Origin of the sequence: Spirillospora sp. NPDC047279, assembly GCF_040643285.1 — a bacterium.
In the GTDB taxonomy this organism is placed as follows: Bacteria; Actinomycetota; Actinomycetes; order Streptosporangiales; family Streptosporangiaceae; genus Spirillospora.
On the sequence record NZ_JBEYUA010000010.1, the window covers coordinates 162,598 to 186,935 of the forward strand.

General features: G+C 70.6%; 20 protein-coding genes. 13 read left to right on the top strand and 7 right to left on the bottom strand.

What is annotated here, in order from left to right:
* Positions 1-17: 17 nt before the first annotated feature.
* The gene (locus ABZ810_RS25950; protein ID WP_358407399.1) at positions 18-1,331 is read right to left on the bottom strand and encodes an adenosylmethionine--8-amino-7-oxononanoate transaminase; all 1,314 of its coding nucleotides are present in this window, start codon (positions 1,329-1,331) and stop codon (positions 18-20) included.
* Positions 1,331-2,800 carry a CCA tRNA nucleotidyltransferase gene (locus ABZ810_RS25955; protein ID WP_358407402.1) on the bottom strand — a complete coding sequence of 490 codons (1,470 nt, stop codon included), beginning with the start codon at positions 2,798-2,800 and terminating at the stop codon, positions 1,331-1,333. Before ABZ810_RS25955 ends, ABZ810_RS25950 begins: the two co-directional genes overlap by 1 nt.
* Positions 2,801-3,243: 443 nt before the next feature.
* Here ABZ810_RS25955 and ABZ810_RS25960 point away from each other — a divergent pair, with 443 nt between their 5' ends.
* From ABZ810_RS25960 to ABZ810_RS25985, 6 genes are all read left to right on the top strand, one after another.
* Complete coding sequence (locus tag ABZ810_RS25960) at positions 3,244-3,780, top strand: YbaK/EbsC family protein (RefSeq protein ID WP_358407403.1); 537 nt, start codon at positions 3,244-3,246, stop codon at positions 3,778-3,780.
* 75 nt (positions 3,781-3,855) lie between these two features.
* Entirely contained in the window at positions 3,856-6,507 is a 2,652-nt protein-coding gene (locus ABZ810_RS25965; protein WP_358407404.1) for a DUF6049 family protein, read from the top strand.
* Positions 6,508-6,556: 49 nt separating this feature from the next.
* Positions 6,557-8,263, top strand: a complete 1,707-nt coding sequence (murJ, locus tag ABZ810_RS25970; protein ID WP_358407406.1) for a murein biosynthesis integral membrane protein MurJ — start codon at positions 6,557-6,559, stop codon at positions 8,261-8,263.
* Between the two features lie 233 nt (positions 8,264-8,496).
* Positions 8,497-10,086 (top strand): protein kinase family protein, encoded by a 1,590-nt coding sequence (locus tag ABZ810_RS25975; protein WP_358407407.1) that lies wholly within the window; start codon positions 8,497-8,499, stop codon positions 10,084-10,086.
* Between the two features lie 255 nt (positions 10,087-10,341).
* Positions 10,342-10,962, top strand: coding sequence for an RNA polymerase sigma factor SigM (gene sigM, locus ABZ810_RS25980; protein ID WP_358407409.1), 621 nt, complete (start codon positions 10,342-10,344; stop codon positions 10,960-10,962).
* Positions 10,962-11,768, top strand: a complete 807-nt coding sequence (locus tag ABZ810_RS25985) for a hypothetical protein (protein WP_358407410.1) — start codon at positions 10,962-10,964, stop codon at positions 11,766-11,768. The genes sigM and ABZ810_RS25985 overlap by 1 nt, the downstream gene beginning before the upstream one ends.
* An 88-nt stretch (positions 11,769-11,856) precedes the next feature.
* On the opposite strand, the gene ABZ810_RS25990 is transcribed toward ABZ810_RS25985, so the two are convergent.
* Positions 11,857-12,426, bottom strand: a complete 570-nt coding sequence (locus tag ABZ810_RS25990) for a dienelactone hydrolase family protein (protein ID WP_358407413.1) — start codon at positions 12,424-12,426, stop codon at positions 11,857-11,859.
* A 203-nt stretch (positions 12,427-12,629) separates the two neighbouring features.
* On the opposite strand from ABZ810_RS25990, the gene trxB reads away from it, so the two are divergent.
* Entirely contained in the window at positions 12,630-13,583 is a 954-nt protein-coding gene (trxB, locus tag ABZ810_RS25995; protein ID WP_358407415.1) for a thioredoxin-disulfide reductase, read from the top strand.
* A 71-nt stretch (positions 13,584-13,654) separates the two neighbouring features.
* Positions 13,655-13,969, top strand: a complete 315-nt coding sequence (gene trxA, locus ABZ810_RS26000) for a thioredoxin (protein ID WP_358407418.1) — start codon at positions 13,655-13,657, stop codon at positions 13,967-13,969.
* Positions 13,970-14,038: 69 nt separating this feature from the next.
* Here trxA and ABZ810_RS26005 read toward each other — a convergent pair whose 3' ends face one another.
* Together ABZ810_RS26005 and ABZ810_RS26010 are read right to left on the bottom strand one after the other, a co-directional pair.
* Complete coding sequence (locus tag ABZ810_RS26005; protein WP_358407421.1) at positions 14,039-14,377, bottom strand: hypothetical protein; 339 nt, start codon at positions 14,375-14,377, stop codon at positions 14,039-14,041.
* A gap of 137 nt (positions 14,378-14,514) precedes the next feature.
* A complete protein-coding gene (locus ABZ810_RS26010; RefSeq protein WP_358407423.1) occupies positions 14,515-15,702 on the bottom strand; it encodes an FAD-dependent monooxygenase in 1,188 nt (395 codons plus the stop codon).
* 97 nt (positions 15,703-15,799) lie between these two features.
* Here ABZ810_RS26010 and ABZ810_RS26015 point away from each other — a divergent pair, with 97 nt between their 5' ends.
* The 3 genes from ABZ810_RS26015 to ABZ810_RS26025 all read left to right on the top strand — a co-directional run bounded on the left by ABZ810_RS26015 (position 15,800) and on the right by ABZ810_RS26025 (position 17,812).
* Positions 15,800-16,375 (top strand): TetR/AcrR family transcriptional regulator, encoded by a 576-nt coding sequence (locus tag ABZ810_RS26015; RefSeq protein ID WP_358407425.1) that lies wholly within the window; start codon positions 15,800-15,802, stop codon positions 16,373-16,375.
* A 4-nt stretch (positions 16,376-16,379) separates the two neighbouring features.
* Positions 16,380-16,835, top strand: coding sequence for a hypothetical protein (locus ABZ810_RS26020; protein WP_358407428.1), 456 nt, complete (start codon positions 16,380-16,382; stop codon positions 16,833-16,835).
* 62 nt (positions 16,836-16,897) lie between these two features.
* On the top strand, positions 16,898-17,812 hold the full coding sequence (locus ABZ810_RS26025) for an SDR family oxidoreductase (protein WP_358407430.1): 915 nt from the start codon (positions 16,898-16,900) through the stop codon (positions 17,810-17,812).
* A 361-nt stretch (positions 17,813-18,173) separates the two neighbouring features.
* Here ABZ810_RS26025 and ABZ810_RS26030 read toward each other — a convergent pair whose 3' ends face one another.
* Entirely contained in the window at positions 18,174-18,824 is a 651-nt protein-coding gene (locus ABZ810_RS26030; protein WP_358407431.1) for a DedA family protein, read from the bottom strand.
* A 114-nt stretch (positions 18,825-18,938) separates the two neighbouring features.
* Positions 18,939-19,556, bottom strand: coding sequence for a GNAT family N-acetyltransferase (locus ABZ810_RS26035; protein ID WP_358407433.1), 618 nt, complete (start codon positions 19,554-19,556; stop codon positions 18,939-18,941).
* 317 nt (positions 19,557-19,873) lie between these two features.
* Between ABZ810_RS26035 and ABZ810_RS26040 the strand changes: the two genes are divergently transcribed.
* A complete protein-coding gene (locus tag ABZ810_RS26040; RefSeq protein WP_358407851.1) occupies positions 19,874-21,112 on the top strand; it encodes a PLP-dependent aminotransferase family protein in 1,239 nt (412 codons plus the stop codon).
* 723 nt (positions 21,113-21,835) lie between these two features.
* A complete protein-coding gene (locus ABZ810_RS26045; protein WP_358407435.1) occupies positions 21,836-22,777 on the top strand; it encodes a D-alanine--D-alanine ligase in 942 nt (313 codons plus the stop codon).
* The last annotated feature ends 1,561 nt before the right edge of the window (positions 22,778-24,338 follow it).

Below are 24,338 nucleotides of genomic sequence, written 5' to 3' on the forward strand. Positions count from 1 at the left end.
TCAGGCGGGGACGCCGCTCAGAGCGACTCGGCCGCGGCGTACATGGCCTCGGTGATGTGACCGATCTCGTCCTCGGTGCAGACGTACGGCGGCATCGCGTAGATCAGCCTGCCGAACGGCCGCAGCCAGACGCCGTGCTCCATGACGACCTTCTGGACGGCGGGAACGTCGACGGGCTCGCGGGCCTCGATGACGCCGATCGCGCCCAGCACCCGCACGTCGGCGACGCCGGGAAGATCGCGGGCGTCCTCGAGGCCGGCGGTCAGCAGCGCCTCGATCGTGTCGACCTCCGTACGCCAGTCGCGGGAGAGCAGCAGGTCGATCGAGGCGCTCGCCGCCGCGGCGGCGAGCGGGTTGGCCATGTAGGTCGGCCCGTGCATCAGGACGCCCGCCTCGCCGGACGTGATGCCCTCGGCGACCCGGTCGCTGCAAAGGGTCGCGGCCATCGTCAGGTAGCCGCCGGTCAGCGCCTTGCCGACGCACATGATGTCGGGCGCGACCTCGGCGTGGTCGCATCCCCACAACTCGCCGGTCCGGCCGAACCCGGTGGCGATCTCGTCGAGGATGAGCAGCAGCCCGTGCTCGTCGGCCAGGTCGCGCAGCGCCCCCAGGTATTCGGGCGCGTAGAAGCGCATGCCGCCGGCGCCCTGCGCGATCGGCTCGGCGATGATCGCGGCGAGCTCGCCCGCGTGCGCGCCGACCAGGTCGGCCAGGCCGGCCAGGTAGTCCTCGTCCGGCTCGGCCAGGTAGCCGAGCGGCGGCGCCGGCGCGAACACATGCTGGGGCAGCACGTCGGAGAACAGATGGTGCATGCCGTTGACCGGGTCGCAGACGGCCATGTCGCCGAACGTGTCGCCGTGGTAGCCGCCGCGCACCGTGAGCAGGCGGTGGCGTTCGGGCCTGCCCTGCGACCGCCAGTACTGCAACGCCATCTTGATCGCGACCTCGACCGCGACCGAGCCGGAGTCGGCGAAGAACACCTTGGTCAGGGGCTCCGGCGAGAGGTCCACGAGCCGCTCGGCCAGCCGGATCGCCGCCGGATGCGTCAGCCCGCCGAACATGACGTGCGCCATCTTGCCCAGCTGCCGGGTGACCGCGGCGTTCATCTCCGGGTGGTTGTGACCGTGGATCGCCGCCCACCACGACGACATGCCGTCGATCAGCTCGGAGCCGTCGGCCAGGGTCAGCCGGACGCCCGCCGCCGAGACCACCAGCTCGGCCGGGTAGGCGGCGGGCATCGGCGCGTACGGGTGCCACACGTGCTCGCGGTCGTAGGCCAGCAGCCGCTCGGCCTCGTGCGGGCTCATGCGGCCGAGCCTGAGATCGATCATCACTCCCCGTTCCGCGCGGCACCGTCCATGTGGCCGTGCTCGACGGCCCAGCGGCGGAGCTCGGCGACGGCCGCGTCCTTGCCGATCGGGCCGCGGTCGAGCCGCAACTCCAGCATGTAACGGTAGGCCTTGCCGACCAGCGGGCCCGGCGTGATCCCCAGAATCTCCTGGATCTCGTTGCCGTCGACCTCCGGGCGGATCGAGGCGAGCTCCTCCTCCTCGGAGAGCCGGGCGATCCGGGCCTCGAGGTCGTCGTAGGTGCGGCGCAGGCGGTCGGCCTTGCGCTTGTTGCGCGTCGTGCAGTCGGCCCGGGTCAGCTTGTGCAGCCGTGACAGCAGCGGCCCGGCGTCGCGCACGTACCGGCGCACCGCGGAGTCGGTCCACTCGCCGGTGCCGTACCCGTGGAAGCGCAGGTGCAGCTCGACCAGGCGGGACACGTCGGACACGACGTCCTTGGGGTAGCGCAGCTCGGTGAGGCGCTTGCGGGTCATCTTGGCGCCCACGACCTCGTGGTGGTGGAACGAGACCCGCCCGCCGGCCTCGAAGCGGCGCGTCCGCGGCTTGCCGATGTCGTGCAGCAGCGCGGCCAGCCGCAACACCAGGTCCGGGCCGTCCTCCTCCTGCGCGATCGCCTGCTCCAGGACGATCAGCGAGTGCTCGTAGACGTCCTTGTGCCGGTGGTGCTCGTCGATCTCCAGCCGCAGTTTGGGCAGCTCGGGCAGCACCTGGGCGGCCAGGCCGGTGTCGACCAGGAGCGCCAGTCCCTCGCGCGGGTAGGTGCCGCAGATCAGCTTCGACAACTCGTCGCGCACCCGCTCGGCGGACACGATCTCGATGCGGCCGGCCATGTCGGTCATCGCCTGGACGACGTCGGGCGCCACGGTGAAGCCGAGCTGGGAGGTGAACCGGGCGGCCCGCATCATGCGCAGCGGGTCGTCGCTGAACGAGTCCTCCGGCTTGCCCGGCGTGCGCATCACCTTGCGCCCGAGGTCGGTGAGCCCGCCGAACGGGTCGACGAACTCGTACCCGGGCAGCCGCGCCGCCATGGCGTTCACCGCGAAGTCGCGGCGCCGCAGGTCTTCGACCAGGGACGTGCCGTAGGAGACCTCGGGCTTGCGCGACTTGGGGTCGTACGACTCGCTGCGGTAGGTCGTGATCTCCAGCTCGTGGCCGTCCTTGCGCAGGCCGACCGTGCCGAACTCGATGCCGATCGTCCAGACCGCGTCGGCCCAGCCGCCGATGACCTCCAGGATGCGGTCCGGCGGCGCGTCCGTGGTCAGGTCGACGTCCTTGCCCGGACGGCGCAGCAGCGCGTCCCGCACCGGGCCGCCGACCAGGGCCAGCTCGTGCCCCGCGGCCGCGAAACGTGCGCCGAGCTCGTCGGCCACGGGCGCGACCTGGCGCAGCAACTCGGCGATCGCGACCCGCTGCGGCTCCGACGGGTTGACGTTCTCTTCAGGCACGGCCATCGAGCGTATTTCCTTGGTGAGCGGCTGACAAAAGACTTTGGACGATCCGGGCGTGGACGACCCGGTGCGGAAGAAAGGTAAGAGGCCTCTTCACACGGCGCGATCCCCGAGTTACGTTCTGGACACCCCTACGAAGACGCGGACGCGACCGCGGGCCGGATCCTCCCGTACGACCAACGGTAGCGGTGTCCGTAGGGCGGCGGTCACGCCCGGCACCGGGCCGAACGCCCTGGGCGCACGGGACGCGCAGGGTCGATGAGACGTACAGGGTTCTTGAGACCTACAGGGTTCATGGGACGCACCGGTTCACAGAACGTACGGCGAGGATTAAGCCCCGGACCCTGGGTAGGTGGGGAGATCCCCCTGACTCTGAGGGGTGACGGGGGCAGAAGGTCTCGATCGGGGGTTGTGCGGGGTCCGCCCCGCAGGACGGAGCTGTTGAGATGAAGGACGCTCTCACCATTCACCGCGCGCTTCTCGAACGGGAGACCGTCCACGAGATCGTGCGTCTTCCCATCGCGATCGCGAACGCCGACCAGCTGCCCAAGGCACTGGGCCTCCCTGCGAGCCGGTGCCTGGTGACCCGCGTCTACGCCTGCAACGACGTCCACCGCGGCCACCGGTTCCTGGTGGGGGTGATCGTCCCGGCGGGGGTGCGGCCGCCGACCGAGCGGATCCGGCTGGCGGTGGGGGCGCGGCTGATCCGTCCCGCCCGGCCCGATCTGGTCAACACCGTCACCGCGTACGCGGCGGGCCTGGTGTGCCCGCTGCTGCTGCCCGAGTCGATGCCGCTGCTGATCGACGAGGAGACCGTCGGCGGCCTGCCGGTCGACGACGTCGTCTACACCGCGACCGGCGAGGCCTCGACCGCGCTCGGCATCCGTGCGCTCGATCTTTTCGCCCTCAGCGGCGCCAAGCCGGTGGATCTTGCGACCGGTGCTGACCAGATTCGATCAACAGAGGTGGCCAGGAAGGTCTGAGCGGAGCGGTGTCACGGCTAACATCGAGGCCGTGATGCGGGAATGCGACGCCCGTCGCCTTCGGGTGGACATGGCGTGAGAACGGTCAACCGCGCGGCCGCGCTGGCCGCGACGCTGTCCTGCATCCTGGCCTCGGCGGCCCCGGCCCTGGCACTCGAGCCGCGCGAACGCGGTCAGGAGCGCGCCTCCCGCCAGTCCAACCGCGAAACGTCGCAGCGTGACCAGGTGTCGCTCGTCCTGGAGTCGGTCAGCCCCAAGATCGCGCGCCCGGCGCCGTCGTCCGCCGCGACGATCAGGGTGACGGGCACGGTCACCAACAAGTCCGGCCAGCCGCTGCCCGGGCTCCAGGTCAACCTCCGCTACTCCGCCAGCCCCGCCGGCAGCCGCGGCCAGGTCGCCCAGTGGGCGTCGGGCTCGCCGGGCCAGCTCGGCGGCGTCGCCGACGAGCAGCCCCTCCAGCAGGCGGCCGGGGCGGGCGGCAGCCAGAAGTTCACGATCACGGGCAACACCGCGAGCATGGGGTTGAGCGGGTTCGGCGCGTACCCGATCGGGGTCGAGGTCACCAGCAACGGGCAGCCCGTCGCCGGCCAGACGACGTTCGTCACCTACGTGCCCAAGGGCAAGGGGTTCGCCGCCCCGCTCCAGGTGGCCTGGGTGTGGCCGATCATCGGCGGCGTGCACCGCGCCAACGACCAGAACTTCATGAACGACCGGCTGGCGCGCGACATGGCGGCCGGCGGGCGGCTCTCCGGCCTGGTGGGCGCGGCGTCGGCGGCCAAGAGAGAGGCCAGGACGTCCTCGGTCACGTGGGCGATCGACCCGGCGCTGCTCGACGACGCGCAGGCGATGACCGCCAAGAACGGCTACACGGTCAGGGCGCCGTCGCGCAACGCCAAGGCGACCCGCCGCCCGCAGAACAAGGACGCCGTCAACTGGCTGTCGGCGCTGCGCGAGACGTCCAAGAACGAACCGTTCTTCAACCTGCCGTACTCCGATCCCGACGCCGTGGCGCTCGTCCGCCACAAGCTCGGTGCCCACCTCACCACCGCCTACAACGACTCCAGGGCGGTCAACACGCAGGTGCTGGGCCGGCAGCCGACGGTCCCGGTGGCCTGGCCGCCGTCCGGCGCCGCGGGCAAGCAGACGCTCACCCAGCTGGCCAAGTCGGCCGGCCTCGACCCCAAGACCGGCGCGTTCCTGATGAGCAGCCGCGAATACCAGTCGCAGGCACAGACGCTCACGCCGACGGCGGCGGCGCGCGTGCCCACCGACGGCGGGCAGATGCGCGCGGTCATCTACGACGAGGGGCTCAGCGACATCATCAGCGGTGACACCCGTTCGCCCGGGTCGGCCCTGCTGGTCGAGCAGCGGTTCCTGGCCGAGACCGCCATGATCACCGCCGAGTCGCCGACGCGGCGCACGCTCGTCGTGGCGCCCAGCCGGCGCTGGAACCCCGACCCCGAGCTGGCCAAGCGTCTCCTGGTCTACAGCGCCAAGGCCGACTGGCTCGACGAGCGCACCAGCGTGAGCGACACCGCGGCGGCAGCGCCCGGCGACGCGGCCTTCCAGGGCTACTCCAGCGCCTACGAGCGCTACGAGCTCGGCGAGCTCTACCTGCGCGACGTCCAGGCCATCGCCCGCCGCGCCGCGACCTTCCGCGCGATCCTCAACCCGGAGGTCAACCCCTACCAGCGGGCCATCCTGCGGCTGGAGTCGTCGCACTGGCGCGGGCGCGGCCCCCAGGCCGTGCAGGCGCGGACGATGGTGTCGAACGAGCTCAAGGCCGAGATGGAGAAGGTCCACGTCGTCGTCCCGACCAACGACCGGGTGAGCGTCGCGGGCAGTTCGGGGCGCATCCCCATCACGATCGCCAACGACCTGCGCGGCCGGCGCGTGCGGTTCCGGTTCGAGGTCGTGTCGCAGAGCCCCGGGCTCCAGATCGGCCGGCTCGAGCCCAGGGACGAGCAGGTGATCGAGCTCGACCCGGGCAAGAAGCACACCGCTCGCATCCCCGTCCAGGCATCGGGCAACGGCAACTTCAAGGTGCGCATCCAGCTGTACACGCCGACCGGTGAACGGGGGCGGGCCTACGGCACCGGTGAGGACCTGACGGTGCGGAGCACGCTGTACGGACGGTGGGCGCTGCTCATCACCGGCGGCGGACTTGCCGTACTCTTCGTGGGCGTCGGAGTGCGGGCCATGCGAGCAAGGCGCCGCCGGAAAGCGGAGGCAGCCGGTGACGGGTCACCCGGAATGGGACCAGCAGGGACGACCGGATCCCCGGGGACAGGGTTCCCCGGAGACGGGTCCGGGCTCCCCGCCGAGTCCGCGTTCCCCAGCGGGCCCGAATTCCCCGGCGGGACCGGGCTACACACCGGGCCCGGCACAGGCTCAGCACCCGGGTCCCCCGGGGCAGGGCCGGCCGCCGGGCCATGGTCAGGGTCCGAGGCCGGGCCAGGGCCCGCCTCCGGGGCAGGGCCGACCGCCGGCGCAGGGTCCGCCTCCTCCGAGGCAGGGACCGCCGGGACAGGGCCCACCGCCGGGACAGGGACCGAGGCCTGGGCAGGGCCCGCCGCCGGGCCGGGGTCCGAGCCGCGGCCAGGGACAGGAACCGGGCCGGCACCGGGGTCCGGGGCAGAGCCCGAGGCCGGGGCAGGGCTACCCGGTGCCTCCCCCTCCCCCGGGGACGGGACGGCCCCCGGCCGGTGGGATGGACACCAGGGTTGATCTCCCGGCGCCCGTCGCGGGCGTAGGGGCTGCGCACACCCGCGCCGACATGCCCGTCGGCGCACCGGGCGGCCCGCCCGGTGGTCAGGCGGGCGACGGACCGGGCGGCGGCGAGCCGCCCGGCGACAAGGGCACCTCCGGCCTCCTGCGCTCCGGCGCGATCATGGCCGTGGGGACGCTGGCCTCCCGGGTCACCGGGTTCCTGCGCACCGCCATGCTGGTCGCCGCGCTCGGCACCGGCGCGGTCGCGGACGCCTACAACACCGCCAACACCGTCCCGTTCATCGTCTACGACCTGCTGCTCGGCGGCATCCTGACCGCCGTCGTGGTGCCGCTGATCATCCGCGCCAGGGAGCGCGACGCCGCGTACGGCGAGCAGTACGAGCAGCGGCTGTTCACGCTGGCCGTGGCCGCTCTGTCGCTCATCACCGTGATCGCGGTGCTGCTCGGACCGGTCTTCATCACCATCTACGGCGGCAAGATGGAGGGCGACCAGCGCGACCTGGCCGTGCTCTTCGCCCGGTTGTTCGCCGTGCAGATCTTCTTCCTCGGCGTCAGCGCGTTCGCCGGCGCGATCCTCAACACGCGCAAGCGGTTCGCCGCGCCGATGTGGGCGCCGGTCCTCAACAACATCGTCATCTGCTGCACGGCGGCGATGTTCCTGCTGACCAGCACCGGCAAGGTGACCCCCGAGTCGATCACGAACGGGCAGATCACGCTGCTGGCGGCGGGCACCATCGGCGGCATGGCGTTGCAGACCCTGGCGTTGTGGCCGTCCCTGCGCGGCTCGGGCTTCCGCTGGCGGCCCCGGCTCGACTTCCGCAAGGGCGAGCTCGGCCAGATGGGCCGGATGGGGATCTGGACCCTCGCGTACGTGTTGATCACGCAGATCGGCTTCGCGGTCACCACCTCGCTGGCCAACGCGGCGGGCGTGCTCGGCCGCGAGGAGGGCATCGGGGACGTCGGCTACACCCCGTACTTCAACGCCTACCAGCTCTTCCAGCTGCCGTACGCGATCATCGGCGTCTCGGTGATCACCGCCCTGCTGCCGCGGATGAGCGAGCACGCGGCGGCCGGCCGGATGACCGAGGTCCGCGACGACTTCTCCAACGGCCTGCGGCTCTGCTCCGCGGTGATCCTGCCCGCGGCGGCCCTCATGGGCGTGCTCGCGCCCGAGATCACCACCGTGCTGTTCGCGCACGGCAACACCAGCGAGAGCGACGCGCTGGTCATCGCCAACGTGCTGCGCGCGTTCGCGGTGGCGCTGGTGCCGTTCGCCGCGTACCAGCTGATGCTCCGGGTCTTCTACTCGATGCAGGACACCCGCACCCCCGCGTTCATCAGCATCGCGGTGGTCGCCACCAACATCCTGGCCTCGTTCGCCATGTACAACCTGCTGCCCACCGACAAGATCATCGTCGGGATCGCGTGCGGCTTCGCCCTCGCCCAGACCATCGGCGCGATCGTCGGCTGGGCGATCCTGCGCCGCCGGCTGGGCGGGATGGACGGGCGCCGCGTCTTCGGCACGTACCTGAAGCTGGCCGTGGCGATCTGGCCGCTGATCGGCTTCGCGTACGCCACGCACGCCGTCATCGACGCCACCCTCGGTCTCGGGCTGATGTCCGGGCTGCTCGCCCTCGTGATCGGCAGTGCCGGAGGCGGAGTGCTCTACCTGGTCTTCGCAAAACTTCTGCGCGTCGGCGAGGTTCAGTCAATGATCTCCATGGTGGCCGGGCGCCTTCCGGGCCGGGGCTGACATGGACATTAGCCATTGATCGCCCCACCTGACGGGAGACACAGAAGAGCCGTGAGCGTAATTCGTGGCAAAGTGCACAGGACGCGCGGCGATAAGGAGGCCATCAATCGGTGTAAGCACTACCATGTGGGGGACTACGGCTTGCGGGGCGACACCCTGGGGAACGCAAAGAGGAGGGTCGGAGGCGTAAGCTGCCACGCCACGAACATGGGACTTTCGCGCAGGACGTTGCCGTGAGCACGTCAGTCATCGAGCCCGGCACCCGCCTCGCCGGACGCTACCGTCTCGAAGAGCGCATCAGCGACTCCGGCGGCTCTTCACTGTGGAAGGCCATCGACGAGATCCTCGCTCGTGCCGTGGCCGTCCGGACCTTCGAACCCGACTTCCCCCGCATCGCCGAGGTCGTCACCTCCGCCCGTTCCGCCAGCCGGCTCACCGACCCCCGCCTCACCCAGGTCTTCGACGCCGACGACACCGGCGAGAAGGCCTACGTGGTGAGCGAGTGGGTCGCCGGCGAGACCCTCGAGCAGATGCTCGGCAAGGCCCCGCTCGAGCCGGGCCGCGCCGCCACCCTTCTCTACGAGGCCGCCGAGGCGATCGTCACCGCGCACGCCGCGGGCCTGGCCCACCTCTGCCTCACGCCGCGCAACCTGGTCTGGACGACGGGCGGCACCGTCAAGGTCCTGGGCGTCGCCACCGACGCCGTGCTCGCCGACTGCTACGCCGAAGACGCCGCGGCCGACGACGTGGTGGGCCTCGGCGCCATGCTCTACGCGGCGCTCACCGCCCACTGGCCCGGCCCCGCCGACCTGTCGTCGCTGCCCGCGGCCCCCGAGAAGGACGGCATTCCCCAGGCGCCCCGCCAGGTCCAGGCCGGCATCTCGCACCCGCTCAACGCGATCACCTGCCGCGCCCTCGGCCTCGAGGTCCCCGGCCAGGAGCCCATCGCGACCCCGGCCGAGCTCGCCCAGGCGCTGCGCGGCGTCCCGCGTACGCCGCTCCCGCTGTTCGCGGGGCTCGCCAGCCAGCCGGCACCGCCGCCGCGCCCGCCCAGGGCCACCGCGCCCCCGTCCGGTCCGCGACCGGCGCAGCAGGCACCGGCGCCCCAGCCGCGCCGCCCGGCCTCGCACCGCGCCCAGCCGCAGGCCACGCAGCACCACTCCGCGCCCCCGGCCCCGACGGCGGCGCACTCGCACGCGGGCTCGCGCAAGCCCATCAGCCGGGGCCTCGTCGGCGTCGGCGCCGCCGCGCTCACCGTGATCCTCGGCCTGGGCGTCTGGGCCATCAGCAACCTCGGCGGCGACGACCCGGGCAACACCGACAACGCCGGGATCGGCGACAACAAGGGCAAGAACGCGCAGAACACCTCCGGCCGCGTCGGCCCCCTCCGCATCTCCGGCGCCGAGGGTTACGACCCCGCCGGCGACGACAGCGGCAAGGGCGCCGCCAAGGGGCTGCTGGCCGTCGACGGCAAGCCGTCGACCGTGTGGCGCAGCTCGCACTACTTCTCCGCCGACTTCGGCAAGCTCAAAAAGGGCGTCGGCCTGATGATCGACATGGGCAAGCCGGTCACGATCAACGAGGTCAAGGCACAGATCCCGACGTCCGGAGCGTCCGTCCAGCTCAAGATCGGTGACAGCCAGAGCAGCCTCTCCCGGGCCGCGAGCCAGATGTCCTCCGGCGCGGGCGAGACCAGCCTCAAGCCGCAGAAGCCGGTCAAGGGCCGCTACGTCCTGCTGTGGTTCACCAAGCTCGCCACCGGCACCGACGGCAAGTGGCGCGCCGAGGTGAGCGAGATCAACGTCCACGGCTCGGCGTCCTGACCTCCTGACCGCTCCGCGACGATCACGAAAGGCCCTCTCCGGAGGGCCTTTCGCCGTTGCGGGACGGACGAAAACGCGGTGCGACACCGCGATGGCGGACGTAACATCTGCGATGCGAAAGGAGCGGGGCGCCGGATGACCTGTGACGTCGAGCGGTGCCAATCGGTATCGTGCCTGTGAGCAGAATGTCCCCTCCCCCCAGGAATCTGTGGTGTCGACCCGAGCAGGCCAGACCGCACACCCGAGAAGGCTCCCATGGCATCGGTGAGCATGCGGCGCGTGGACGAGGTTCCCGACAAGGAACTGCTCGCCCGGCATGCCCAGGGGGATCCGCACGCCTTCGCCGAGCTGGTCAACCGGCATCGGGACCGCATGTGGGCGGTGGCGATCCGCACCCTCGGTGATCCCGAGGAGGCCGCGGACGCCCTTCAGGACGCGTGCCTGTCGGCGTTCCGCGCGGCCGGCCGGTTCCGGGGCGACGCCGCGGTCACCACCTGGCTCCACCGGATCGTGGTCAACGCCTGCCTCGACCGGCTGCGCCGCAAGTCCGTCCGGCCGGCGACGCCGATGGGCGACGACGCCACGTTCGACGCGGTCGCGCCGAAGATGCCGGACCCGACCGACGCGCACGGGGTGTCGCTGGACGTGCACTCGGCGCTCGCCCAGCTGCCGTTCGAGCAGCGTGCGGCGCTGATCCTGGTCGACATGATGGGCTACTCCGTCGACGACGCCGCCCGCGTCCTGGAGGTCCCGCCCGGAACGATCAAGAGCCGCTGCGCCCGAGGCCGGGCGCGACTCGCGCCACTTCTCGTTCACCATCGGAACCGACGGGAACGTAAGAACGTCGGAGGTGTGGAAGGAGGTGGCATGCCCTGATGAACCCCGCACATTATGACTACGACACCCTCGCCGATCTGGCCGAGGGTCTGCTCGAAGACGATCACGCCGCCTCCGTCAACGCGCACCTCGACACCTGCGCCGAATGCCGGGACCGATCCGCCGACCTTGCGGACGTCTCCCGGCTGCTGGCGGAGGCACCCGTGCCGTCCATGCCCGCCGACCTGGCCGAGCGCATCGACCACGCCCTAGCGGCCGAGTCGCTCAACAACGCCACGGTGGTGAGCCTGGAGCAACGGCGTGGACGGCGGCATTGGCGGATACTGTCGGCCGCCGCCGCGACGGTGGTCGTGCTCGGCGGCGGAGCTCTGGTAGGCAAGGCGGCCCTGGACGGATCGAGCAACGGCGACGGGTCCACGACGCTGCACTCACCGGTGACGGATCCCAAGGATTCCGGCAGCGGCGGCACCGCGCCGAACCCCGCTCCGTCGAAGCGGACGCAGTCGCTCGGTGCCGAGGGCGAACAGCCCAAGATGGCCGGCGACGCCCCGTACACCGTCACCCGCTCCGGTACCGACTACCGGGGGACGCAGCTGAAGCAGCAGGTGGGGAGCCTGCTGAGCAGTGCGGCGCAGAAGTCCAGGAGTGGGGGGACGGCGCCCGACGCGCAGACGGCACAGTGCGTGACCTCGATCACGGGCGGCAAGCGCCCGGATCTCGTGGACGCCGCCAGGTACGAAGGCTCCGCGGCCACGGTGATCGCCCTGGCCGGCACCCAGCCCGGAACGTGGAACATCTGGGCCGTAGGCCCTGACTGCAAGCTCCTCAAGCGCGAGTCCGCGTAACCCTTCGAAGCCCTCCGCGACCGGTCCCATGACCGCCCGCGGGGGGCTTCGCCACGTCCACAGGCGTCAGGGCGGGCCCGGCCGGTGGTCAGAGGTCGGCGAGGAAGTCCAGGGCGATCTTCCAGGCGCGGTCGGCCGACTCGGCGTCGTGGTCGGGCAGGGCGGGGTCGGTGAAGAGGTGGCCCGCGCCGCGGTAGCGGAAGATCTCGACGTCCGCGCCGGCCCGGCGCATCCGCAGGTACCAGGCGTTGACCCAGTCGACCGGCTCGAACGTGTCGGGGTCGGCGACGTGCAACTGTGCCGGGACCTCAGTTGACGCGTCGTCGGCGAGGTCGGACGTGCCGTGGAAGAGCAGCAGCCCCCGCGCCTTGTCGTCGGCCAGCGCGAGGTTCTGGGCGAGGGCGCCGCCCAGCGAGAACCCCGCGTACACCAGGCCCTGGTCGGAGAGCGGCGCGGCGGCGGTCACGGCACGGCGCAGGAGCTCGTCCCGGCCGATCTCCTCCCTGATCTTCGCGCCGGCCTCGGCGTCGTCCACGACGCGCCCGTCGAACAGGTCCGGAACGTGGACCTCGTGACCGGCCGCGCGCAGCCGTTCGGCGGCGTCGTGGACGGCCGGACGCAGGCCGTACATCGAGTGCAGGAGAAGAATCCGTGCCATGTGGTCCAGCTTATGGCCAGGCCGGAGCGGCGCCGGGACCGCGCGGGAATCACGGGGCCCTAGGATCGGTTGACGCCACTGGCAGCCCGGAACGTGCCGGAGGCACCGGCGGCGAGCGAGTCGGCCGCCGGGCGGCCCGGGTCGTACAGCACAGGCGGGTGAGCCCCCGGCAGGGGCTGGCAGGAGCAGAGAGGCACAGAACAGTGACCGACGTCCGCAACGTCATCATCATCGGCTCGGGCCCCGCGGGCTACACGGCCGCCGTCTACGCGGCCCGCGGCGATCTGAAGCCGCTGGTGTTCGAGGGTTCCGTGACGGCGGGTGGTGCGCTGATGAACACCACCGACGTCGAGAACTTCCCCGGCTTCCCGGACGGGATCATGGGCCCCGACCTGATGGACAACCTGCGCAAGCAGGCCGAGCGCTTCGGGGCCGAGCTCATCACCGACGACGTCACCGAGGTCGACCTCACCGCCGACCCCAAGGTCGTCAAGGTCGGTGAGGACGTCTACCTCGCCAAGTCCGTGATCATCGCGACCGGTTCCGGCTACCGCGAGCTCGGGCTGGAGAACGAGAAGCGGCTGTCCGGCCGCGGCGTCTCCTGGTGTGCCACCTGTGACGGCTTCTTCTTCCGCGAGCAGGACATCGCGGTGGTCGGAGGCGGCGACACCGCGATGGAAGAGGCGATCTTCCTGACCAAGTTCGCGCGTACCGTCACCGTGATCCACCGCCGGGACGAGCTGCGCGCCAGCAAGATCATGCAGGACCGCGCGCTCGCCAACGAGAAGATCCGGTTCCTGTGGGACAGCGAGGTCCTCGACGTCCACGGCGAGGAGAAGGTCACGGCCGTCCAGGTCCGCAACATCAAGACCGGCGCCGAGGCGCGGCTGGACGTCACCGGGCTGTTCATCGCGATCGGCCACGACCCGCGCAGCGAGCTGTTCGCCGGCCAGCTCGACACCGACGCCGACGGTTACCTGCTCGTGGACGCCCCGACGACGAGGACCAAGGTCCCCGGCGTGTTCGCCTCCGGTGACGTGGTCGACCACATCTACCGTCAGGCCATCACCGCGGCCGGCAGCGGCTGCGCCGCGGCCATCGACGCCGAGCGCTGGCTGCAGGACCAGGGCACCGCCGAGCTGACGCACCAGGCCTGAGGCACCTCACCCGAGATCGCACGCCAGGCGCGGCGGCGGGGGAATCCGCCGTCTTGAACGAAGGAGACACCATGAAAGCCGTAACGGACGCCGACTTCGAGGCCGAGGTACTCAAGAGCGACAAGCCCGTCCTGGTCGACTTCTGGGCCGAGTGGTGCGGACCGTGCCGCATGATCGCCCCGATCCTCGAGGAGATCTCGGCCGAGCACGGCGACAAGCTGGAGATCGTCAAGCTGAACATCGACGAGAACCCGGTGACGCCCGGCCAGCTCGGCATCACCGGCATCCCGACCCTGCACGTCTACCAGAACGGCGAGATCGCCAAGCAGATCGTCGGCGCCAAGCCGAAGGCCGCGCTCCTCCGCGAGCTCGCGGACTTCATCTGACCGCCGTTCGCCTCTCGTGGCAAAGGCGAAGGCCACGGCCCGTACCCACGGGTCGTGGCCTTTCGCATGTCAGACCTTGGTCACGCAGCCGGAGACGACCCAGCCGCTCGTGCCACTGCGGGTGATGTAGTAGTACGTCGTCCCGGTAACGCCGCAGGCCGTGTACGTGGGACCGGACGAACGGGAGTTCAGGCACGCGGTGGTGCCCTTGAGGAACAGCCCGAGCGAGGTCCCGCCGATGGAGGCGCGGATGTTGACGTTCTCCTTGGCCTTGACCGTCGAGGAGCAGGCCGCGGCCGCCGCCTGGACGCCGGTCTGCGCGGGCGCGACGGCCTGCGCGGACGCGACACCGCCCGTTCCGATGATCGCCATTGCGGCCGCCGGGGCGAGGACGAGCAGCTTCTTCATCCTGGGACTTCCTTTCGGGCGGGCCCGCGCACCACGGTCGTGCGGGGGCCTGGCGCGGCACCGGATGATCTCCAGCGCCCCTCACCGTAGGCAGCAAAGGATCTTGAAGGAAAGATCAACTTTTGCCATACCGGAGGTCAGTAGGCCTTCAGCGTGATCGCGTTGGCGGCCCGGTGGATCGGCTCCACGACCTTGGCCAGCATCCTGTCCTTGCCGGGCAGCCGCGCCAGCACCGCCAACATGGTCATGGAGAAGCGCACCTGCCCCGCGCTCCGCATCACCATCCGCTTGACGTTGGCCGGCCCGAGCCTCTGGTTGGCCTCGACGAACGCCCGCATCTCCCGTTCGTAGCCCTCGAACCCGGCCGCGATGTCGCCCCCGGCCGCCGCGAGCTCGCCCGCGAGCACGTAGGCGCCGACGAGGGCGAGGCTCGTGCCCTGCCCTGACGCGGGAGAGGCGCAGTACGCGGCGTCGCCCAGCAGGACGACCCGCCCCTTCGACCACCGGTCCATGCGCACCTGGCTGAGCGAGTCGAAGTAGAAGTCGGGCGCCTCGGCCATGCCGCGCAGCAGGTTCGGCACCTCCCAGCCCTCCTCCGCGTAGGCCTCGCGCAGGACCCGCTCCTGCTCCGCCCGGTCACGGCAGGTGAGCGGCTCGTCCGCGGAGAAGAGGAACATCGCCTTGGCGCCGTCCCCCTTGGCCGTGCTGTAGGTGAGGGCCGTCCTGCCCGGGCCGACGTAGGTGAGCTCCTCGCGGTCCAGGCCCAGGTGGTTGGGCACGCTGAAGATCGAGATGTAGTGCCCGAGGTGGGTCAGGTAGTCCTCCTCGGGCCCGAAGACCAGCTCCCGCGTGATCGAGTGCAGCCCGTCGGCGCCGACCACCAGGTCGAAGACCCGGCGCCGCCCGCTCGCGAACGTGACCTCGACACCTTCATCGCCCTCGTCCAGCGCCGTGATCGACTCGTCGAAGAGGTACTCGACCTCGTCCCGCGTCCGCTCGTACAGGAGCCAGTGCAGGTCTCCCCGCAGCACCTCCGCGTCACCGTGCACCCTGCCGCCGAACGTGTCGCCGTCCATGCTGGCGACCCGCTTGCCCGCCGCGTTGACGACGGACCCGACCCGGACATCGGTACGCATGTTGCGGATCTCGTCCAGCACGCCCATACGTTCCACGACCTGCAACGCCGCGCCGCGGACATCGACCTTGTAGCCGCCGGCCCGGATGGTTGCGCCCCGCTCCACCACCGTGGGCGTGAAGCCGTGCCGTCGCAGCCAGCAGGCCACCGAGATGCCGGCGATGCCGGCGCCGGAGATCAGGACGTTCATGGGGGCTCCTCCATCGTCTGTGGACACTCGAACGGTACAACCGTTTTAGACAGGTGTGCAAGACATACGTTTCAGACAACTGTGCTACTCTGTGGGCATGGGTAACCGCGAAGACCTCCTGGCGGGCGCCAAGCGTTGCCTGCTCGACAAGGGCTACACCCGGACGACCGCCCGCGACATCGCGACGGCCGCCGGGGTCAGCCTGGCCGCCATCGGCTACCACTTCGGATCCAAGGAGGTCCTGCTCACCGAGGCGGTGCGGCAGGCCATCGAGGAGTGGGGCGACGAGATGGCCGGGATCGCGGTGACGACCGAGCCCGACCCCGCCGAACGGTTCGCGGCGACCTGGCGCAAAGTCGTCGAGTCGTTCCCCGCCACCCGCCCGCTCTGGGCGATCCAGTTCGAGATGCTCGCGCTCCTGCACCACGAACCCGAGCTGCGACGGACGTTCGCCGACGCCAACAAGCAGGCCCGGCTCGCCCTGGTCGACCTCTTCGGCGCCCCCGACTCGGCGGCCGACCCGCACCAGAGGGAAATGATCGGCGCCTACTACCAGACCCTCCTCAGCGGCCTGGCCGCCCAGTGGCTCCTGGACCCCGGCACCGCCCCCACCGGCGACGACCTCTTCCAGGCCGCCCGCCACGTGACCACTGGCCTCTTTCCGGAGGCCTGACCGCATGGCCTACGTCCTGAACGCCGCCATCGCCGCCACCGACCTCCTCCGCGCCGCGACCTCCTCCCTGCCGCACGCCAGGCTCGTCCCGCTCGACCAGGGCCTCTCGTTCATGCCGATCAGCGACGACCTCTTCGACGCGGTCACCGAGCGTTCGGCCGCACCGCTGCCCGGCTTCTGGCGGCTGCCCGCGGGCTTCGAACGCACCCTCGCGGACTGGTCCCGGTCAGGCCCCGTCGCCTACGTCGAGGCCGAATACTTCGGCGGCACCGGCGAGCAGCACGCGGCGGCCTGGCACCAAGGCCACCTCATCTTCGGCCCTCTCCACATCGAAGAAGGCCAACGCTGGCCCGAGGGCGGCAGCCCCATCTCCCAAGCCCTCCGCCACCTGGGCGCCCAAGCCGGCACCGCCTTCGACGAGTTCGACGCCGTGGGCCTCCAACACCACCGCCACACCTGATCGCCACACCGGCGGAGGAAGCCTGACGCACGTTGTCAGGTTTTACGGCGACGATCGTTCTCATGAGTGGAGAACTGAAGGGCAAGATCGCGCTCGTCGCGGGCGCGACGCGGGGAGCCGGCCGGGGCATCGCCGTGGCGCTGGGCGAGGCGGGCGCGACCGTCTACGTGACGGGACGCAGCGCGCAGGGCCGGCGTTCGGAGATGGACCGGCCCGAAACGATCGAGGAGACCGCCGAGCTCGTCAGCGCGGCGGGCGGCACGGGGATCGCCGTTCAGGTAGATCACCTGGAGTCCGACCAGGTGAAGGCCCTCGTGGAACGCATCGATCGTGAGCAGGGCCGCCTCGACGTGCTCGTCAACAACATCTGGGGCGGCGAGCTGATGTTCAGCTGGGACGCCACGTTGTGGGAGCACGACCTCGACAAGGGCCTGCGCATCCTGCGACTGGCCATCGACACCCACATCATCACCAGCCACCACGCGCTACCGCTCCTGATCAAGAACCCGGGCGGCCTCGTCGTCGAGATCACCGACGGCACGGCGGAGTACAACGACGACAACTACCGGGTCTCGTTCTTCTACGACCTGGCCAAGACGTCGGTGACCCGGATGGCGTTCGCACAGTCGAAGGAACTGGCTCCGCACGGCGCCACGGCCGTGTCGCTGACGCCCGGCTGGATGCGTTCGGAGATCATGCTCGAGGTCTTCGGGGTCACCGAGGACACCTGGCGGGACGCGCTGGAGAAGGAGCCGCACTTCGCCATCTCCGAGACGCCGCTGTACGTGGGCCGGGCCGTGACGGCACTGGCCGCCGACCCGGACGTGGCGCGCTGGAACGGGCAGTCCCTGTCCGGCGGGCAGTTGGCCCAGGTGTACGGCTTCACCGACGTCGACGGCAGCCGCCCGGACAGCTGGCGCTACCTCGTCGAGGTCCAGGACGCCGGCAAACCCGCCGACCCCACCGGCTACCGCTGAGCCCGAACCAACACCCTGTGTCCCACACGCGCCCGCGCGGCCCCACACACGCATATGGTCGGCGCGGTCGGAGTGGGCGCGTGGTGGTTGGCGTGCGATCTATGCGACGGTCCACGCGAGTACGGGGACGAACGGGGGTCGATGCCGAGGGGGCGGGCCGCCGCGTGGTGGCGTTGAGCGCGGGTCTTCTATCGCGCCGACGGTCAAGAAGGGGTTTCTTGACCGCTGAGGGTCCGTACAAGGGTCGGCTGGTCCGACGTGGGGGCGCGGGCTGCCTCTGACGGGGAGGGCCGCCTCGGTGTTCGCCGGGGCGGCCCTTCAAGGTGGGGTGTCGGGTGTTGGCTGGACGCCGGGTGTGTGGTCAGACGGAGAGGGAGATCGGTTCGGTGTTCTCGTCTTCGACGGTGGCCTTTGCGGGGCGGTTTCTCTTGCGCAGGTAGCGGACGATCTCGACGATGGCGGTGACAGCGAGGGCCAGGCCCACGCCCAGGATGACGCCCTTGAACGGGTCGTTCTCGAACGCCATGCCGCCCAGGTAGCCCAGGAGCGTCCCGTACAGCGACCAGCTGACCGCGGCGAGGGTGGCGAAGATGACGAACGTGCGCAGGCGGTAGCGGACGCAGCCCATGGTCATGGTGACGGCCGTGCGCCCGCCGGGGATGTAGCGGGCCACCACCAGGATGAGCCCGCCGCGTTCGTTCATCGTCTTGTCGGCCCAGATGAACGCCTTGTGCCGGCGGGTCCCGGGTTTCAGCCGCGCCATCAGGCGACCTCCCGAACCGCGGCCGATGAAGTAGGAGGCGTGGTCGCCGATGAAGGCGCCCAGGGCCGCCAGGACCACCACGAGCACCACGTTGGGCTCGCCGGTGGCGGCGTACACGCCACCGGTGATCACCATGCTCTCGCTGGGCACCACCGGGAAGAACCCGTCGATCAGCGCAACCGCGAACAGCGCCAGATAGAACCACGGCGAGCTGACCGCCGTATGCACAAGATCAAGAAGTCCGTCCACTCGGACAAACCTAGTTAAGGATCATCGCTCGCGGGATCGAACCATCGTCGAGACCTGCCCCCTACTTTGGGTGGGGTCGGGTCCCCCTGGAGAGTGACACGCCCTCAGATCGCCTCAGACGGGACGGAGCGCGCCCTCTGGGGTCATGGAGCCGAGAAGGCGTTCCAGAGCCACCTCGACGTCCTCACGCCACGACAGGGCCGACTTGAGCTCAAGACGGAGCCGCGGATAACGGTGATGCGGTCGCACGGTCTTGAACCCGACCGAAAGCAGGTAGTCGGCCGGCACCATGCAGCCGCCCTCCTCGCCCTTCAGATCCCCGAACGCCTCGATGGCCTTCACCGCCCGCCGCGTGAGGTCCTTGGCGACGCCCTGGACCAGCATGCGCCCGAGACCCCCGCCCGAGAACTCCGGCAGGATGTGCGCGGTCATCAGCAGCACGGCGTCCGCGCTCACCGGACTCGTCGGGAACGCGACCGAGCGCGGCACGTACAACGGCGGCGCGTAGAGGACGAAGCCCGCCGGCGCGTTGTCGACGTACGCGATCTTGCCGCAGCTGCCCCACTCCAGGAGCGTCGAGGAGATCCAGGCCTCCTTCTCCAGATCCGGGTCGCCGCTCTCCACGGCACGCTCCCGGTTGACCGGATCGAGCTCCCAGAACACGCAACGGCGGCAACGGCGCGGAAGGTCGTCGAGATTGTCCAGCGTGATGTTGACGAGACGACGCGACACCGGAATCGGCACCCCCAGGTGGACCCGTCCGGACGACCCTCGGGTGGCGCGTGGCCGAGGACCGGACAACGAGCGTGCTGCGAACGTGGTAAATCGCGCGGAGCGCCACTTCGCGGAAATTCCCGGCAACTAGCCGGGATCCTCAGGCATCGTATCGGACTGAAGGCTTCATCCCGCCGCAAGAATCGGGGGTCGTCCTCGGCGGTCCCGCCCCGATGCCGTATTTTGCAGGAATCCCGACGCCACGGAGGTACCTCGTGGAACAGCACTCGCGAACAGACGCCTACTCCGATCGCTACGCCGCCCGTGCCGCCGGCATGGTCGCCTCTGAGATCCGGGCTCTGTTCGCGGTGGCCAGCCGCCCCGAGGTCGTCTCCCTGGCGGGCGGCATGCCGTACGTCTCCGCCCTCCCCCTCGACGCCGTGGGCGAGATGGTCGGCGACCTCGTGGCCCGCAACGGCGCCGAGGTCCTGCAGTACGCGTCCGCGCAGGGCGACCCTGGGCTGCGCGAGCAGATCTGCGAAGTCATGTCCCTGGAGGGCATCCAGGCGTCGGCCGACGACGTCGTGGTGACGGTCGGCGCGCAGCAGGCCCTCGACCTCATCACCCGGATCTTCGTCGACCCCGGGGACGTCGTCCTCGCCGAGGCCCCGTCCTACGTCGGCGCCCTCGGCACGTTCGCCTCGTACCAGGCCGACGTCGTCCACGTCCCCCTGGACGAGGCCGGGCTCATCCCCGCGGCCCTCCGCGAGACGCTCGAGCGCCTCCGCGTCGAAGGACGCCGCGTCAAGTTCCTCTACACGGTGCCCACCTTCCAGAATCCGGCGGGCGTCACCCTCACCACCGCGCGCCGCGCCCAGATCCTTGAGATCTGCGCCGAGTACGACGTGCTCGTCATCGAGGACAACCCGTACGGGCTCCTCGGCTTCGACGGCGAGCCCATGCGCGCCCTCCGCGCCGACGACCCGGACCGCGTGATCTACCTCGGCTCGTTCTCCAAGACCATCGCCTCGGGCCTGCGCGTCGGCTGGGTCCTCGCGCCGCACGCCGTCCGGGCCAAGCTCGTCCTGGCCGCCGAGTCCGCCGTCCTCTGCCACTCGAGCCTCACGCAGCTGGCCGTACGGCAGTACCTCACCACGCAGCCGTGGCGCGAGCAGATCAAGGACTTCCGCGAGCTCTACCGCGAACGCCGCGACACGATGCTCGACACGCTCGAGGCCCTCATGCCGGAGGGCTGCACCTGGACCCGTCCGGCGGGCGGCTTCTTCGTGTGGCTCACCCTCCCCGAGGGCCTGGACGCCAAGGCGATGGCCCCGCGCGCCATCGCCCAGCGCGTCGCGTTCGTCCCCGGCACCGGCTTCTACGCCGACGGCACGGGCCACCGCCACATGCGCATCTCCTACTGCTACCCCGAACCCCACCGCATCCGCGAAGGCGTCCGGCGCCTCGCCGGTGTGATCGAGCAGGAGATCGAGCTCCGCGACACCTTCGGCGGAACGGCCACCCCCGCCGACGCCTCCCCCTTCGTCGACACCCCCGGCCCCGAAACCCTCTGACTCTCAGCCCGTCCCCCGTCGCGCCGCCCCCGGGCGGCGCGACGGCCGTTTCCGGGCACCCCGCCGCATTCTGACGTCCCCCCGCGCACTACCCACGCCGGACATCAACCACCGGACCCCACCGTCCGCACACAACCCTGCCCGCCCGCACCGCCGTTCCCCGTCGCCCCGACCCGGGACCACATAGGACTGCTTCGCAAGGTCGGCTATTACAACCACACCGGTGCCGCTCTCAGGAGAAGCCATCCGTCCCAACCTCGCGGCATCCTCGCCAGGCGTGCCGCCTTCTCCGGCTCCCGGCCGGGACCGCCGCGTGGCAGTGCGCGGCGAGGAACGTTGTGGCCACACGGGAGCGACTTCCCTCAGCGCGCAGCCGCCTTGTGAGCCTCATGGCGCTGCCCGCAAAGCCAGACTCCCGGGGCCTCCACCGTCGCTCATCTCAAGCGTCCCCACGAACGTTCAACAACCGAACCCTCAGGCGAAATACGCCCCCACGATCTTCGCCAATCAGGCACAAAGCGGCCCGCAGAGCAGCCATCTTCACGGACCGCGGCGTCCCCACTCCCGACCTGAGCCCACCACCCATCGGAGTGACCATCGCGCAACCTCTTCGAAAGGTCCGACGCGTTCCCGGACGCGGCGCGCACGCACCGCTCCCACACCTGGTTTCCTAGTACGCGACAAATCCGCCTCCCAGGAGGCGCCGTCTGGAAGGGCACTCGATTGGAACTCGGGCACGTGGTCGTCCTCGCCGGAGGTCTCTCGTACGAACGGGAGGTATCGCTGCGCTCCGGCCGCAGGGTCACCGACGCGCTCCGCGCCGCCGACGTCCCCGTGGAACTCCGGGACGCCGATGGGACGCTCCTCGACGCCCTCCAGCACGACCCGCCGGACGCCGTGTTCCCCGTCCTCCACGGCTCGGCCGGCGAAGACGGCTCCATCCGAGATGTCCTCGAACTCCTCGAAATCCCCTACGTGGGTGCCCGCCCCGACGCCTGCCGTGTCGCCTGGGACAAGCCGACCGCCAAGGCCGTCGTCCGCCGCGCCGGGATCTTGACACCGGCCTCCGTAGCCCTCCCCAAAGAGGTCTTCCACGACCTCGGCGCCGCCTCGGTCCTGGAGCGGATCGTCGACCGGCTGGGACTCCCCCTCTTCGTGAAGCCCACACGGGGTGGCTCCGCGCTCGGCGCCTCCGTCGTACGTGAAGCCAGCGAGTTGCCGGCTGCGATGGTCGGCTGCTTCGCGTACGGGGACGCCGCACTCGTGGAGCAGTACATCGAGGGCACCGAGGTCGCCGTCAGCGTGGTCGAACGCTCAGGCGAGCCCATCGCCCTCCCCGCGGTCGAGATCGTCGCCCCCAGCGGGCTGTACGACTACACCGCGCGGTACGACGCAGGCGACACGGAGTTCGTCACCCCTGCGCGCCTCACCCCCGAGGCCTCCCAGCGAGCCACCCATGCCGCTGTGACCGCCCACCGCGCCCTCGGTCTCCGCGATCTCTCCCGCACCGACCTCATCGTCTCCCCCGACGGCGAGGTGCACTTCTTGGAAGTCAACGTCGCCCCCGGCATGACCGAGACAAGCCTCCTCCCCCGCGCAGTGAGCGCCGCCGGCCTAGAACTCGGCCCCCTCTGCCGCGACCTCATCCTCGCCCGGTTCCCCTAACGCCGTTTCCCGTGAAACAACCACCGCCACCGACGCCGACGCTCACGAAGGTGGCGCCTCTTCGAAGGGTTCGTCGCACCGCCCGCTACGTCGTCGCACAGTGGCGCCAGCCAGCCTGACCCGCACGGGCGCGTGAAGGCGCGTGAGTTTCTCCGAGCCCTCCGCCGCCGGCATCACCCCCAAAACGCACCCGCCCCTACCGACCCCAGACCGACGGCAAGGTCGGACGCTCAACGACACCCTGCTCGACAAATGGGCCAGCGCCCGCCCCTCCACCAGCAAGACCCAACGCCGCCGAGCACTCCCGCACCGGCTGCCGCCTATAACCACCACCGCCGCCACCCGTCTCCGACCGGGCGTCGTCTTCCCTCACTGCCCTCGCCGTCCTGGCCGCCGTCGACCTCCTCAACGTCCTACTCGGAGAACCGTGCCAGTAGCTACTTCTTCCGCCGGGACGGCCTGCGCCATCACCCCCCGTACCGGCTACGGCCACCATCAGGCCATCCTCGACGCCGAATCCGGCGGGCGCACCCGACCCGCCGTTACATCTCCACCTCGACCGCCGTGACAGGCGCCAGACATGATGCCGGTGCGCATGTTTCACATGAAACGGCCTAACAGAAGGCCGCCAACAGCTCGTCCGGGCCTACTCATGGCTACCCTCACAGTCGCCCATCCCCCAATGCCGGTGGTGAGCTGCTAGTCGAACGCGATGAACCGCTGAGCCGTCACCCCTCACGGGAGGCGCGGATCGAAAGGCCCGTGGGCGCCGCCACAGTGCCCCACATCGCAAGCCAATCTCAGGTAGGCCGGCCGGGGCCTTGCTGTCACGGACGCCGATCGAGTCGCCGAGGGCGGCGACTCAATGGAGTCCCGTCTGCTCCAGCCGCGCCCAGGAGCGCGTCACGAGCAGAGAGGAGCGGCGCCCCGTGAGGGCTCGCGAACGCCGCTCACCAGACGCACGTGACAGGCACTTGGCCAGTCGCGCCCGCGCGATCAGCACACCCGAGGCGCAGCGCTCACATCGTCGCGCCCCGCGGACGCATCAAGAACGGAAAGGCACTTCGCACTTCAGGTTCGCGCGGACGCTGCGTACCGGGGGGCGCATGTGCCTCGTCGGGCACCTGTCTCGCTGCGCCGCCAGCCACGTCCCCAGGCGCAGTACGCCACTGAACACGACCACAACGCCTCCGCCGCACCAGCGGCACCTCAGGCCTATGGCTACAGGTGGGGCTTCGGCCGCGACCTGGCCAGCTGGTGAGGCAGGCAGACCGACTACGCCACAGTGCCCGACAGCAGCTCGGACGATTGGAGACCGAGCTGACGGAGTGTCTACAGGCAGGATTCAGACAGGCGGATGGCCAGACCGCGCGGGTGCAGGTTCTCTAGCTGGCGAGCGCAGCGCCAGCGTTGTTTCACATGAAACACGCGCGGAGCGATCCCTTCGAGCGCGGACAACGGTCATGCGATGCCGCAACCCCGAGAGACGCTCGGCCGGCCTTCGACTCCGTTGGGCTGGTCCGACGTAGCGGACGCCGGCGCTGTTGGGTCGGTCTGAGCA

What these genes read in the sequence shown, in the direction of transcription:
- ABZ810_RS25950 (WP_358407399.1), bottom strand. Translation starts at nt 1,331, where the DNA reads ATGATCGATCTCAGGCTCGGCCGCATGAGCCCGCACGAGGCCGAGCGG.
- ABZ810_RS26025 (WP_358407430.1), top strand. Translation starts at nt 16,898, where the DNA reads ATGAGTGGAGAACTGAAGGGCAAGATCGCGCTCGTCGCGGGCGCGACG.
- ABZ810_RS26005 (WP_358407421.1), bottom strand. Translation starts at nt 14,377, where the DNA reads ATGAAGAAGCTGCTCGTCCTCGCCCCGGCGGCCGCAATGGCGATCATC.
- trxA (WP_358407418.1), top strand. Translation starts at nt 13,655, where the DNA reads ATGAAAGCCGTAACGGACGCCGACTTCGAGGCCGAGGTACTCAAGAGC.
- ABZ810_RS26015 (WP_358407425.1), top strand. Translation starts at nt 15,800, where the DNA reads ATGGGTAACCGCGAAGACCTCCTGGCGGGCGCCAAGCGTTGCCTGCTC.
- ABZ810_RS25990 (WP_358407413.1), bottom strand. Translation starts at nt 12,426, where the DNA reads ATGGCACGGATTCTTCTCCTGCACTCGATGTACGGCCTGCGTCCGGCC.
- ABZ810_RS25960 (WP_358407403.1), top strand. Translation starts at nt 3,244, where the DNA reads ATGAAGGACGCTCTCACCATTCACCGCGCGCTTCTCGAACGGGAGACC.
- ABZ810_RS26020 (WP_358407428.1), top strand. Translation starts at nt 16,380, where the DNA reads ATGGCCTACGTCCTGAACGCCGCCATCGCCGCCACCGACCTCCTCCGC.
- ABZ810_RS26010 (WP_358407423.1), bottom strand. Translation starts at nt 15,702, where the DNA reads ATGAACGTCCTGATCTCCGGCGCCGGCATCGCCGGCATCTCGGTGGCC.
- ABZ810_RS25985 (WP_358407410.1), top strand. Translation starts at nt 10,962, where the DNA reads ATGAACCCCGCACATTATGACTACGACACCCTCGCCGATCTGGCCGAG.
- ABZ810_RS26040 (WP_358407851.1), top strand. Translation starts at nt 19,874, where the DNA reads ATGGTCGCCTCTGAGATCCGGGCTCTGTTCGCGGTGGCCAGCCGCCCC.
- ABZ810_RS25955 (WP_358407402.1), bottom strand. Translation starts at nt 2,800, where the DNA reads ATGGCCGTGCCTGAAGAGAACGTCAACCCGTCGGAGCCGCAGCGGGTC.
- sigM (WP_358407409.1), top strand. Translation starts at nt 10,342, where the DNA reads ATGGCATCGGTGAGCATGCGGCGCGTGGACGAGGTTCCCGACAAGGAA.
- murJ (WP_358407406.1), top strand. Translation starts at nt 6,557, where the DNA reads ATGCCCGTCGGCGCACCGGGCGGCCCGCCCGGTGGTCAGGCGGGCGAC.